This is a genomic window from Rosistilla oblonga (assembly GCF_007751715.1).
Classification (GTDB): domain Bacteria; phylum Planctomycetota; class Planctomycetia; order Pirellulales; family Pirellulaceae; genus Rosistilla; species Rosistilla oblonga.
The window spans coordinates 3,891,335-3,905,133 of record NZ_CP036292.1 but is presented as its reverse complement, the minus strand read 5'-3'; the positions used below and the strand labels follow the sequence as shown (position 1 = coordinate 3,905,133).

The 13,799-nt window shown below is 57.1% G+C and carries 7 protein-coding genes; 6 read left to right on the top strand and 1 reads right to left on the bottom strand.

The features are described from left to right. Nucleotides 1–116: 116 nt before the first annotated feature. The 4 genes from CA51_RS13840 to CA51_RS13825 all read left to right on the top strand — a co-directional run bounded on the left by CA51_RS13840 (nt 117) and on the right by CA51_RS13825 (nt 9,271). Entirely contained in the window at nt 117–3,275 is a 3,159-nt protein-coding gene (locus CA51_RS13840; RefSeq protein WP_231745680.1) for a PSD1 and planctomycete cytochrome C domain-containing protein, read from the top strand. An 80-nt stretch (nt 3,276–3,355) separates the two neighbouring features. Then, nucleotides 3,356–4,759, top strand: a complete 1,404-nt coding sequence (locus tag CA51_RS13835) for a DUF1501 domain-containing protein (RefSeq protein WP_145121523.1) — start codon at nt 3,356–3,358, stop codon at nt 4,757–4,759. A gap of 36 nt (nt 4,760–4,795) precedes the next feature. Then, a complete protein-coding gene (locus tag CA51_RS13830; RefSeq protein ID WP_197451176.1) occupies nt 4,796–7,822 on the top strand; it encodes a DUF1553 domain-containing protein in 3,027 nt (1,008 codons plus the stop codon). Nucleotides 7,823–7,840: 18 nt separating this feature from the next. Next, a complete protein-coding gene (locus tag CA51_RS13825; protein WP_231745679.1) occupies nt 7,841–9,271 on the top strand; it encodes a DUF1501 domain-containing protein in 1,431 nt (476 codons plus the stop codon). A 105-nt stretch (nt 9,272–9,376) separates the two neighbouring features. On the opposite strand, the gene CA51_RS13820 is transcribed toward CA51_RS13825, so the two are convergent. Continuing rightward, nucleotides 9,377–10,609: an NAD(P)/FAD-dependent oxidoreductase gene (locus CA51_RS13820; RefSeq protein WP_231746193.1), complete on the bottom strand. Its 1,233-nt coding sequence runs from the start codon at nt 10,607–10,609 to the stop codon at nt 9,377–9,379. Nucleotides 10,610–11,371: 762 nt separating this feature from the next. Between CA51_RS13820 and CA51_RS13815 the strand changes: the two genes are divergently transcribed. Next, nucleotides 11,372–12,445: an isoaspartyl peptidase/L-asparaginase family protein gene (locus tag CA51_RS13815; RefSeq protein WP_145121517.1), complete on the top strand. Its 1,074-nt coding sequence runs from the start codon at nt 11,372–11,374 to the stop codon at nt 12,443–12,445. A gap of 288 nt (nt 12,446–12,733) precedes the next feature. Further along, on the top strand, nt 12,734–13,627 hold the full coding sequence (locus tag CA51_RS13810; RefSeq protein ID WP_197451175.1) for a D-alanyl-D-alanine carboxypeptidase family protein: 894 nt from the start codon (nt 12,734–12,736) through the stop codon (nt 13,625–13,627). Nucleotides 13,628–13,799 lie beyond the last annotated feature (172 nt).

Genomic DNA, 13,799 nt, shown 5'->3' with positions numbered 1-13,799 from the left:
CTAGTTGGAATAGGAACTCTACAGTCAGCCCAACCTTTCAGCTTCCTACCACCTTTCAGCATTGATGTTCGCGCTTAATGCGATCACTAAACGCTCGCCTCCCATCAGGTAAACCCGTGCTCCGTTATCTCACGCTGCTTGTCGCATGTTGCTCGAGTTTGTTGTCCGCTGGCGGAACGGAACAGGCTATCGATTTCGGACGCGATATCCGTCCGATCCTGGCCGATAAATGTTTTGCCTGTCACGGTCCCGATCCCGAACATCGCGAAGCCGATCTGCGGTTGGACATCGCGCCGCCAGCTGATTCGTCGACGATCGTCCCCGGCAAACCGGAGGAGAGCGAATTGGTAGCGCGGATCCTTTCGGACGATCCCGACCTGCAGATGCCGCCGGCGGGTACCGGCAAACCGTTGACGGATCAGGAAATCGAGTTGCTGCAAAATTGGATCGCTGAGGGGGCCCGATACGAACAGCACTGGGCTTTTGTTCCGCCGACACGCCCCGCGGTACCCTTCGCCGTCGATTCGGCAAAGCCTTTCACAACGGACGCGTCTGCCGACACGCAAGCCACGAGTTCTGAAGCGATTCGCAATTGGATCCGCAATCCGATCGACGCGTTTGTTTTGCAGCGACTGAAGAAAGAAGGAATTCTGCCTTCTCCCGAAGCGGACCGTGTGACGTGGTTGCGTCGGTTGAGTCTCGATTTGATCGGCTTGCCACCGACGATCTCGGAGGTCGATGCGTTTGTGGCCGATCGATCGCCCGGTGCCTTTGAAACGCAGATCGAGCGGCTCCTTAACTCGCCTCATTTTGGTGAACGTTGGGGAAGGATCTGGTTGGACGCGGCCCGTTACGCCGATTCGAACGGCTACGAAAAAGACGCCCCGCGTCAAATGTGGTTCTATCGCGATTGGGTCGTCGACGCGTTGAATCGGAATATGCCCTACGACGATTTCATCGTGCAACAGATCGCGGGGGATCTGATGCCCGATGCGACGCAAGCGAATCTTGTCGCCACCGGTTTTCTGCGGAACTCGATGGTCAACGAAGAGGGGGGCGCCGACCCGGAGCAATTCCGGATGGAAGGGATGTTCGACCGGATGGATGCGATCGGCAAGAGCATCTTGGGGCTGACGACTCAATGTGCCCAATGCCACACGCATAAATACGATCCGTTGACGCACGAAGGCTACTACCGGATGTTTGCCTTTTTGAACAACACCTACGACGCGATCATCCCCGTCTACACACCTGACGAGCAGCAGCGGATCGATTCGATCGAGGCGGAGATCGCAGCGATCGAGTCGGAGCTGAAAGCATCGATGCCCGATTGGCGGGAGCAACTGCAAGTGTGGGCTGCCGATTCGCAAAAATCGGTTGGCGATTGGCAAGTCCTTACGCCTAGCGACATCCCGTACGAAGGACAGAAGTTTCGCGTGCTCGACGATTCGTCGATCGTCAGCGAGAGTTACGCACCGGCCAACTCGGCACCTCAATTTGGGATGACGACCACCGCGGAAAAGATCAGCGCGATCCGAGTCGAATTGCTGACGCATCCTCAATTGCCGCGACGTGGTCCGGGGCGTTCGGTTCGCGGGACGGCAGCGCTGACGGAGATGACAGTCTATGTCGCTCCGTTGGATCAGCCCGAGAAGCGGACCAAGGTGAAGATCGTTTCCGCGACCGCCGACGTCAATCCGGCGGAAGCACCGCAACCGGATTACCTGATCAATATCAGGGCCAAAGGTGGCGACAAACGTGTCACCGGGCCGATCGCGTATGCCATCGATGGGGATAAGAAAACGGCGTGGAGCACCGATCTCGACCCCGGTCGACGGAACCAACCACGGAAGGCGGTCTTTGTCTTCGAGCAACCGGTTGGGTTTCCGCAAGGAACCGTGCTGACGATCCAGCCCGAGATGCGGCATGGCGGTTGGAACAGCGATGACAACCACAATTGTCTGATGGGACGCTATCGGTTTTCGTTGACGACCGACGCGGCGCCGGTCGCTGATCCCGTACCCCATGCGGTCCGCGAGATACTGTCCGATCCGGTAAAGCTCGACACACCGGAACAACTGGCGGTTGCGTTCAGCTACTGGCGAACGACAGTCGCCGACTGGGCCGATGCTAACGCAAAGATCGAAGCGTTGTGGAAGAGCTACCCCGAAGGAACGAACCAATTGGTGTTGGAGGAGCGGCTTGCCAAGCGGAAGACATCGATCCTCGATCGAGGCGACTTTCTTAGCCCCAAGCAGGCCGTGGAACCTGGCGTGCCGGAGTTTCTACACCCACTGGATCCATCGGCTCCCGCAACTCGAATGACGTTTGCCCGTTGGTTGGTCGACAAGCGATCCCCGACGACCGCCCGTTCGATCGTGAATCGAATCTGGCAAGCTTACTTTGGAATCGGACTCGTCGAGACAAGCGACGACTTCGGTTTGCAAAGCGCCCCGCCATCGCATCGCGAACTGCTGGACTGGTTGGCTGTTGAGTTGATGGAGAACGATTGGCAACTGAAGTCGATTCACCGGTTGATCGTCTCCTCGGCTACTTACCGTCAATCGTCGAACGTGGGCTCGTCCGGCGTGGTCGATACAAAATCGAGTTCCTATGAAGACGATCCGTACAACCGTCTGCTCGCTCGCGGGCCGCGGTTCCGCGTCGATGCAGAGATCGTCCGCGACATTGCGCTGTCGGCTAGCGGATTGCTGAACACTCAGCTCGGTGGGCCGTCGGTTTACCCGCCCGCTCCTGGTCTGTTGTTCGAGCCTCCCGCCAGTTATGGCCCCAAGACTTGGAACGAAGCGACGGGCGTAGATCGCTATCGCCGTGGACTTTATACATTCCGGTTCCGTAGCGTCCCCTATCCGATGCTCGACGCCTTCGACGCCGATCCGGGGAACGTTTCGTGCGTTCGGCGGAATCGGTCGAACACGCCGCTGCAAGCGTTGACGTTGTTGAACGAACCGCTGTCGATGGAGTGCGCGATCGGATTGGCGAAGCGAATTGTCGAATCGGAGCAGGCCGACGATACGAGCCGGTTGCGGTTTGCTTTCCGAACCTGTGTCGCGCGGCAGCCGACAACCGACGAATTGCAAACATTGCAAAGCTTGTTGGACAAGCAGCGGCAGCGGATTGCGAGCGATGAAGTCGATGCTGCTAAGATTGTTCAATCGCCCGAAGCGGCTTCGGACGACGTTGACCAGCTGGCTGCTTGGACTTTGGTTTCCCGCGTGCTTCTGAGTCTCGACGAAACGATGACCAAAGAGTGACGTTTTGCAGTGACTGTAATTCCCTGAACTCCGTTGACTGAAGCTCTCCTAAACGCCTCCCTTTTTGTGAATCCCAATCGATGACAACAAACCCCATCTCGCGACGCTGGTTCATGCAAGATTGTGGCGTCGGGCTCGGATCGATCGCCTTGGCGAGTCTGATCAACGAATCGGCGGCGTCTGCGGCGGATGATCCATTGTCCGTGAAGACGCCTCATTTTCCCGGCAAAGTCAAAAACGTCATCTTCCTGTTTATGGCGGGGGCGCCGAGCCAGTTCGAGCTGTTCGACAACAAGCCCGAATTGGCGAAGTTCGATGGGCAGTTGCCGCCGGCGGAACTGTTGGAAGGTTATCGCGCGGCCTTCATCAATCCGAACTCCAAACTACTGGGGCCGAAATTCAAGTTCGCCAAGCATGGCCAATCGGGAGCGGAGATCTCGGAGCTGTTGCCTTACACCGCCGCGGTCGCCGACGAGCTGACGATCATCAAATCGATGAAGACCGACGCGTTCAACCACGCTCCGGCACAGATCATGATGAACACCGGATCGCAGCTGTTTGGCAAACCAAGCCTCGGCGCCTGGTCGCTGTATGGGCTCGGCAGTGAATCGCGGGACCTGCCCGGTTTTGTCGTCTTCAGCTCCGGAACCAAAGGCCCCAGTGGAGGATCCAGTAATTGGGGCAGCGGCTATCTGCCGACGGTCTATCAAGGCGTCCAGCTGCGCAGCGTCGGCGATCCGGTGCTCTATCTGTCGAACCCCGCCGGCATCGACTCCCGCGTGCAACGCGATTCGTTGGACGCGATTTCGGAACTGAATCGCCAGCGGCTGGCTGTGACCGGCGATCCCGAGATCGCCACGCGGATCAATTCGTTTGAGATGGCGTATCGGATGCAATCGAGTGCGCCCGAGTTGATGGATATCTCGACCGAGACGCAGGAGACGTTGGACCTTTACGGTGTGAAGCCGGGCGAGTCATCGTTTGCAAAGAACTGTCTGTTGGCGCGGCGGCTGGTCGAAGGGGGGACGCGGTTTGTGCAACTGTTCCATGAAGCGTGGGACCAACACGGCAACCTGACCAAAGACATCAAGAAGAATTGTCTGGCGACCGACCAGGGCTGTGCCGCGTTGATTCAAGATCTCAAACAACGGGGGATGCTCGACGAAACGTTGGTCATCTGGGGCGGCGAGTTCGGCCGCACGCCGATGGTCCAAGGTGGCGGCAACGACGGCCGCGATCATCATCCCAATGCGTTCACGATGTGGATGGCTGGGGGCGGAATGAAACCGGGGATCACGTACGGCGGGACCGACGATCTGGGGTTCAATTCGGTCATCGACCCGATCCACGTCCGCGATCTGCACGCCACGATCCTGCATCAATTGGGCTTCGACCACCAACGTTTGACCTTCAAATTTCAAGGGCTCGAGCAACGGCTCACCGGTGTTGAGGAAGCTCATGTGATCGACGACATTCTGGCCTGATCCAATACGATTTGCTACTCCATGGTTGTGAATGAAATGCATGCCTCCGTTCAACTGCCAGGCGCCGCGAGACTTCGGCCAGCCTTTTGCCTAACGGTTTTCTGGCTTTCGTTTTGGACCAGTGGCCTCGTTGCGGCTCCTGTCGATTTCGTTACTCAGATCGCGCCGATTCTTCAGCAGCATTGCGTTCACTGTCACAACGAAACGCGGAAGAGTGGCGAGCTGTCGCTTTCGTTTGGCAAAGATCTTTTGAGCTTAGAGTTTGTCGTTCCGGGCGAGCCGCAGAACAGCCATCTGATCGACACGGTCACTGCCGATGTGGGCGAGAGGCCTTCGATGCCGGAGGAGGGTAGTCCGCTAAGCGAAGAACAGGTTGCCACGATTCGGCAGTGGATCGCTGAAGGAGCGAAGTGGCCCGAAGGTTTTGAAGTTCAGCCGAAGCCGAAAGCGGACGCTTCTTGGTGGTCGCTTCAGCAAGTGGCCGACGTGCCGCTACCGGATGTTTTGCCCGGAGGGTCGACGCATCCCATCGATCGATTCATTCAACAACGGTTGAAGCAAGAACAGCTTTCGCCGTCGCCGCTAGCCGATCGTCGGACCCTAATTCGCCGGCTCTATTACGATCTGATCGGCTTGCCTCCCACACCCGAAGCGGTCGCGGCGTTTGTGGCGGATCCCGATCCGAAAGTGTATGAAAAGCTTGTCGACCAATTGTTGGAGTCGGATCACTTTGGCGAACGCTGGGCAAGGCATTGGTTGGACATTGCGCACTACGCCGACACGCATGGGTTCGAGCGGGACAAGCTGCGAGACAATGCGTGGAGATACCGCGACTACGTCATTCGAGCGTTTAATGATGACAAGCCTTACGATCGGTTTCTGCGGGAACAAATCGCGGGCGATCTGATCGCTCCCGACGATCCCGATTCGGTGATCGCGACCGGCTTCCTCGCGGCGGGACCCTGGGATTATGTAGGCCAAGTCGAGGCGAAGAGTCCCATCTTACGGCGGGCCGCCCGAGCACTCGATCTGGACGACATGGTCACTCAAGTGATGACATCGACGATGGCGATGACGGTGAATTGCGCGCGTTGTCACGATCATAAGCTCGACCCGATCACGCAACGGGAATATTACCAACTGACCGCTGTTTTCGCGGGGCTCTCGCGAAAGGATCGCGTTGTCAGTCATGCCGCCCAGTCCGACTATGAATCGAACAAGGCGCGACTGGAGAAGTCGATCGCGGACCTGCAAAGCGAGAACGCACAACTGCAGGGACAGGGCGTTGATCTGGCCGATATCGTTGGCGGTGGCAATGGATATGGAAGCGGTAAAAAGGGCCGAGGGATCGATCCGCGGACGGGCTTGGTGCAAGAGTCGTCGGTCAGCAGTTTGAGCGACGTGCGGTCGGGGCACTTCTCCGCCAGCGACACCCCATTTGTCGACGGCGTCTTCATTCCGGCGTCGTCGAAAACGCAAATCAGTTCGACGGGCGTGTTTGTGTCGGAGCTACCGAACAACAGCGGCAATGCGTGGGATGCGATTCGCAATGGCCCGGTGACCAGCCAGTTTTCAAGCAAGTTGGGAAGCACCGACTACAACGCCGACGGGCATTCGATGATCGGGCTGCATGCGAACGCTGGGATCACGTTCGATTTGGATGCGATGCGCGATGCGTTGGCTGCGGGGAATCCCGACGTTTCGAAGACTGATGCCTTTGAGTTCTCAACCACCGTCGGATACGGCGGGCGAACCGTCGAACCGAGTGCTGAGTTCCACATCCTGTTCGACGGCGAATTGATTCTCCGCAAGCGAATAGGCCGCAACGACGTCGTTCACGTTTCGCGGGCGATCCCGGCGAAGACACGTTTCCTGACTTTGATCTCGACCGACGGCGGGAATGGATATGGGCACGATCAGGTGAGTTTTGGCGATCCGCGTATCCGGTCGGTCGCGACGACGGAGATTGCGGATCAAAAGCGACAGCAAATCGAAAAACTACGTTCTCAAGTTGGCGACCTGGAATCCGAACTGAAGTCGCTTGTCGCTCCGCCGGTCTTCTTCGGTGTCGCGTCGCAAAATCCACCTGCCGTGCACGTCCTGTCGCGCGGCGATCCCGAGGCGCCGGGAGAAGCGGTTTCGCCGGGCGGTTTGAGTTGGTCGAAGGAACCGCTGGAGTTTGGCGATGCCGCGACAAGTGATAAGGAACGACGCTTGGCCATCGCCGACTGGATCGTCGATCCCCAAAACCCACTGACCGCGCGGGTGATCGTCAATCGATTGTGGCACTGGCACTTCGGTTCGGGTATCGTCGATACGCCCAGCGACTTTGGATTCGGTGGTTCGTTGCCGACGCATCCGGAGTTGTTGGACTGGTTGGCGACCGAGTTGGTTCGGCAGAAGTGGTCGCTCAAAGCGATCCACCGGCTGATCGTGACTTCGCAAACCTATCAACAGGTGAGCCACCGACGCGACGGAGTGATCCCGTCCGGTGAAAAGGATCCCACCGTAATCGATGTCGATAACAAATTATTGTGGCGTATGAATGGACGGCGGTTGGAAGCCGAAGCGGTGCGGGATTCGGTATTGGCCATCAGCGGCAAGTTGAATGCTGAGATGTACGGTCCCGGTTTTCGTGACTTCGATTACCAGGAAGCGTATGCGCCGATCTATACCTACAAGACGGCGGACTCTCCCGAATTGTGGCGTCGCAGCGTCTATCGCTTCACCGTCCGGACAACGCCTTCGTCGTTCATGACCGCGTTGGACTGTCCCGATCCGGCCAACTTCACTCCCAAACGCAATGTCACAACGACGGCGCTTCAATCTCTGGCGATGTTCAACAACGATTTTATGTTGCGGCAATCTCGCTACTTGGCCGATCGGATCGCGGCCGAATCCGATCAGGTCGACAACCAAATCGAACTTGCCTTTCAGTTGGTGCTCGTCCGTTCGCCGTCGATGAAAGAGCTGCAGGGAGCGCGTGAATTGGTCCAACAGTTTGGCTTGCTGCATTTGTGTCGTGCGTTGTTGAACGCGAACGAATTTGTCAATTTGGACTAACAGGATTCGAGAAACACCGTGCAAACATTCAATCGACGTCAGGTATTGCAAACCGCTGGCGGCGGACTCGGCTGGCTTGCGTTGCAGTCGATGTTCCACCAGCAGGACGCGGTCGCTTCGGGAACGAAGCGGCTTGACCATCCGGCCCGCGCCAAAGCGGTGATCCAAATCTTTTGTCCCGGCGGGATGAGTCAGGTCGATACGTTCGATTACAAGCCCGAGTTGGAAAAGCGTTCGGGGAAACCGTTTGATCCCGATGGCAAGCTGCAGTTTTTTGCTTCGAAGCCAGGCAATTGCCAGGCGAGTTTTTGGGACTTCAAGCAGCATGGCGAATCGGGACTGTGGGTCTCCGATTTGTTTCCCAAGCTCGCGAAACAGGTTGACGATCTGGCGTTCATCTATTCGATGCAAAGCAAGACCGCGTTGCACGGGCCCGCCTGTTTCATGATGAACACCGGGTTCACGCTGCCTGGATTTCCTAGCATGGGATCGTGGGTGACTTACGGGCTGGGAAGCGAAAGCGAAGATCTGCCCGCGTTTGTCGTGCTGCCCGACCCGAAGGGCTTGCCGCCCGGCGGGATCATCAACTGGGGCGCTGGCTTTCTGCCGGCGGTCCACCAAGCGACGACGTTGGATTCGCGTTCCGGACAGCAACCGATCAACGATCTGTTTCCGCCAAAGGATCTTGCCGAAGTCGATCGAGCTTCGGATCAGGCGGGGCTCGATTTTCTACAGACGCTCAACCGCGAACATCTTGCCCAGCGTCAGGGCGATACCGATCTTGAGGCACGCATGTCCGCCTATGAACTGGCGGCGCGGCTTCAATTGAGTGCCCCTGAGTTGTCCGATCTGTCGCGAGAATCCGCGGCGACGCAAGAAATGTACGGCATGAACGATGAGACGACCGGTGACTTCGGACGCCAGTGTCTGTTGGCTCGCCGATTAGTGGAACGTGGCGTCCGATTCGTTCAACTGTATTGTGGTGCGGAAAACACAACGGCCAAAAAGATTCGCCCCAACTGGGATTCGCACGAGGATGTCGTACGGGACCACGGACATTGGGGGCGTGTTCTCGACACAGGAGCTTCGGCGTTGCTTGCCGATCTGAAACGAAGCGGTCTGTTGGACGAAACGCTAGTGATCTGCACGACGGAATTTGGCCGGCAACCGGCCGCGCAGGGAGCCGCAGCCGCGGGGCGGGATCATAACGCCGGCGCGTTCACCGCGTGGCTGGCGGGAGGCGGAGTCAAAGGGGGCGTCGGATATGGCGCGACCGACGAACTTGGTTTTAAGGCGATCGAAAAGCCGACCTACTGCTACGACCTTCACGCGACAGCACTCCATCTGCTCGGCATCGATCACACCAAGTTGTCGTTTTATCACAACGGCATCCAGCGGCGATTGACCGATGTGCATGGACACGTCATTCCCGCGATCCTCCGCAGTTGATCGCGTTGGCGAAGCGATACGGCTGACAATCATTTAGACGCAGCCCACACTCATCGTTCCGTACTGGCTTGCTACCCGGCAAACCAGTTTCTGCATCCGACCGGTTTAGAAGCGATTGAGACGGTACGGATGGGGATCGATATGAGGTGTTTGGCCTGTGATCATTTCGGAGATCAGTTTGCCGGTCGCCGTCGCCATCGAGAGACCAAGCATGCCGTGCCCCGCCGCCAACCAGACGTTCCCGTAGCGAGGAACGCGGCCGACCATCGGAATCTCATCGCAGCTCATCGGACGCCAGCCGGTCCATCGTTCGACGACTGGATCGCGAATGGGATCGTGCAGATAGAGCTCGGCCGCATCGGTCAGCAGTTGCAGACGGTCTTCACGCAGCGATGCATCGAAGCCGGCGAATTCCATCGTCGAACCGATTCGCAAGGCGGTCGCGGTCGGCGTGATTCCCACGCGATGATCCTCGAACAACATTGGGTACTTCGGGCAGATTTGGGGGCGCTGCATCGTGATCGAATAACCTTTGCCCGGCTCCACTGGAATGCGAGCTTTCAGCTTCTGTTGAATCATTCGCGACCACGCTCCGGTGGCGAAGATCACCTGCTCGGCTTCGATTCGACCTTGGCTTGTTTGGATCGCATATGTATTGGATCCGGACGATTCGAGATCGTAGAACTCGCAGTTCTCGCGAATCTCCACCTGCTTTGCTTCCAGCAGACTTCGCCATGATTTCATCAATAGGTGGGGACGTAGATGGGCATCTCCGTCATACATCCACGCGCCGCAGGCGAAGTCTTTCAACGCAGGCTCGCGTCGCAGAAGTTCGGCTTGATCGAGTCGCTCGAAGCTCTCTCCAAACTCGTCGATCAGCAACTGGTTCGTCGCCTCAAATGACTCGAAGTGTTTGCGGTCGCTGTGAACAAACATCAAACCAATCGATTCCCACTCGCAATCACCGAGTCGCCCGTCGTCGATCATCGACTGATACAACTTCCGTGACGAGCTGAGCATCGCGTGCCGTGCATGCCCTGCTTGGATCATATTGGCCTGATTGCAACGCATGGCAAACTTGAGGAACCACCACCACATCTTCGTATCGATTCGAGCCCGAATCTTGAATGGCGAGTTCTTCGAGAACAGCGTCTTCAGCGACGAAACGACCGCGCCGGGGCTGCAGAGCGGAAGGATGTGGCTCGGCGAGACATAACCGCAGTTGCCGTGGGAACACGCGCTGCCGAAGGTTCCTTGATCGATTACGACCACCGGGCTTCCTGCACTGGCAAGATAATACGCACACGCCGATCCAACGACACCGCCGCCGACAACCACAATCGGCTTTTGCCCCGATCGCACAGAGTCGCCGTTTTGGGGGGCAGAATCGAGACGTTGTTCTTCCGAGTTCGAATCAGCAACCATCGCTCAACTTAATCTTATGCAAAGGCGGGAAGTATCCATGGCGATTGATTGTGCTTGCTGCGATCGATAGTGACAATACGACGCCGCGGATTTCCAGCGGTCGAATCCGCAAATTTGCCTCGGAGACCAACGCCTAGCTCGGGGGAACGAATCCCGCATTAGTTTGCGCAGGCCTCTGCTAACTCGCAGTCCACCGGGGAAGCCAGATTGGGGCGCGATGATCTATTTCGACCATCGCTTGATCATGCAATATCGCCACGCCCGCATCCCAATTCCTCTGAAGCGAAGAACGCCATGGTCCATTGGGCTTACGTGGTCAGATCATCGATGAGCAGTGGGCGGTGTGATCGTCGTGGGCAATCGCCCGAATGACGTTCTGCAGTCAGCTGTCCGCGAGCTTCGACTGAAACTGCTGTCGAATGATGACTCGACAATTGCGAAGCACTCGTTTCGCAATTGTAGTGGCCGTGGTGCGGGTATAATCGAAAATCGAATCACTTCAGGCTGGCGACTTGAGGCAACGTGATTCTTTGTCGTGGCAATCTGCGTGCGCATTGGTCCATTTGTTTTGCGCAATATGTCATTATGCAGCATCGGCTGGGCAAACTAGATTGGTGGAAGGACGTTTGTTGTCGAATTCCCCTTGGATAGTCTTTCTCTCGTGCGGGTAGAGTCATGAAACGAACCGTTCCGACGTGCTTGTCGCTGTGCATCAATGCGATCGGTTTTCTGGCTGTCTTCCTGGCGTGCGGGACGTTGTCGGCGGAGAAGCCGCGATGGGCGATCGCATTGCACGCTGGCGCGGGTTCGGTGTCCAAGGATATCTCCGCCGAACGTCTTCAAGAGTACAAAACGTCGCTCCGCAAAGCACTCGAAGCGGGAGAAGCTGTTCTGCGATCAGGCGGTACGGCTCTCGATGCGGTTGAACGGACGGTGATGGTGCTGGAAGACGCGGTTTGCTTCAACGCGGGAAAAGGAGCGGTCTTCAATGCGGAAGGCTTTCACCAGCTGGATGCCTCGATCATGGATGGCATTGATCTGTCCTGTGGTGCAGTGGCGGCAGTGGAAACGATTCGCAATCCTATCCAAGCAGCAAGGTTAGTCATGGAGAAGACGCCGCATGTCTTGCTGGTCTCAGAAGGTGCCGAACGGTTGGCCAAATTACACAACATCGAAACCGTCACGCCGGATTACTTTTACGATGCGACGCGATGGCAACAACTGCAGAAGAAGTTGAAAGCCACCGGCAGGAAGGAATTGGAGAATCCCAGCTATCCTATACCGCCGGAAGCGAACCAGACCGGCGACCGCACCGACCAGGAGATCTCTCGTGGGACCGTTGGCTGCGTCGCGCTTGATATGCATGGAAATCTGGCGGCGGGGACAAGCACCGGCGGGCTGACTGGCAAGATGGTCGGCCGTGTTGGAGATTCGCCGATCATCGGAGCCGGTACCTACGCCGACAACCGCGGATGCGCTATCAGTGCGACTGGAAGTGGGGAAGAATACATTCGCCATGGAATCGCGGCACAAATTAACTGGCGGATGCGGTTCGCGAATCAATCGCTATCCGAAGCAACTCTGGCGTGTATTAACGACGTGCTTAAGCCGGGGGATGGAGGAGTCATCGCCGTCGACCACGATGGAAACCTCTCGCTCGAATTCAATACGACTTCGATGAGCCGCGCGTGGGCGGATTCAAAAGGAAACAGTGGTATCGCTATCTGGGAGGCCCATTTTGCTGACTAATCGATGTTGCGGCGGTCCCAGGAAATCTATCCGCCGGATTGGAACGGCTCGACGATTTAGGGCTGCAGAACGATGGCTGCAAACGTTGGAGTCGAAGGACGCAGAGATGTAGGCGATCCCAAACGGAACCGGTGTTAGCCAACAGCGACTAAGTTTCTGGTAAAACATCTCAAGACGATAGCCTCCACTAGACAAAGAACGTTTCAAATAGCCAAGTCCTGTTGGTTATTCGATAGGAGTTTAAAGAGACAAATGGCATCCACGTATTCCACATTGTTAGCCTTCATCATGTCGGCTCTATTTATCAGCGGCGGTGCGGCGCATGCGACTGGTCCGGAAGTGGAGCGTCCGAAAAAGCCGGCGGATCCGCTGATCGGTCCGCCGTTTGTCACTTGTAAAGCGTGGGTCATAGCCGACGGGCACACAGGAGAAATTTTGGCCGGCGGCAACGAGGATGAACAGCGGAACCCAGCGAGCATCACCAAGATCATGACAGCTCTGGTTGTATTGAAGCTCGCCGAGGAGTCGCCTGACGTCTGGGAAGAAAACATCACCTTCTCGGAGAGAGCCGATAAGACGGTTGGTTCGTCCTGCAGGTTGAATGCAGGGGAGAGTCTGCCGGTGAAAGAGTTGCTCTATGGTTTGATGCTTCCGTCGGGCAACGACGCCTCCGTTGCGATTGCAGAACACTTTGGGCCCAGATTGGCCACGGAGGACGAAAACGGCTACGACGCATTCATCCGGACGATGTGTGAGACGGCAAAACAACTTGGGATGGAACGGACAAGCTACGTAAACCCTCATGGGCTTACCCATGAAACGCATCTGACAACGGCCGCCGATATGGTCAAACTGACCTGCGAAGCGATGAAGTACGAGAGGTTCCGAGACACCGTTGCCACGCGGAACCATTCGACGATCGTCAACACTCCCGAAGGTGAAGATCGCACGGTCAGCTGGACAAACACAAACCGATTGTTAGCTCAGGAAGGCTATTTGGGAGTGAAAACGGGAACCACAACCGCCGCGGGGGCGTGTTTGGTTTCCTATGCGGAGCGAAACGAGAAGCGACTCGTCATGGTCGTGCTCGGATCGAGCAGTAGCGATGCCCGGTATGTCGACGCACGCAACTTGTACCGTTGGATTTGGAAAGACATTGCCGCAGAGTCGCGGGGCGAATGACTATCAAGACGCCCGCCAGTCGAGATTCGACCGACTGCAAATGAAATGGACTGCTTCTCCAACGTGACGAAACTCGCATGTCGAATCCACTGCATTGAGCAAGTCCTGTCCGATCAGCTGGCTCGTTGCGCGGGATCTTAGTGAGCGATCCCTGGTGGCGTCGCACAAACGA

Excerpts from the sequence above, each read along its gene's own strand:
- CA51_RS13830 (WP_197451176.1), top strand. The coding sequence starts at position 4,796 with ATGCATGCCTCCGTTCAACTGCCAGGCGCCGCGAGACTTCGGCCAGCC.
- CA51_RS13810 (WP_197451175.1), top strand. The coding sequence starts at position 12,734 with ATGTCGGCTCTATTTATCAGCGGCGGTGCGGCGCATGCGACTGGTCCG.
- CA51_RS13835 (WP_145121523.1), top strand. The coding sequence starts at position 3,356 with ATGACAACAAACCCCATCTCGCGACGCTGGTTCATGCAAGATTGTGGC.
- CA51_RS13815 (WP_145121517.1), top strand. The coding sequence starts at position 11,372 with ATGAAACGAACCGTTCCGACGTGCTTGTCGCTGTGCATCAATGCGATC.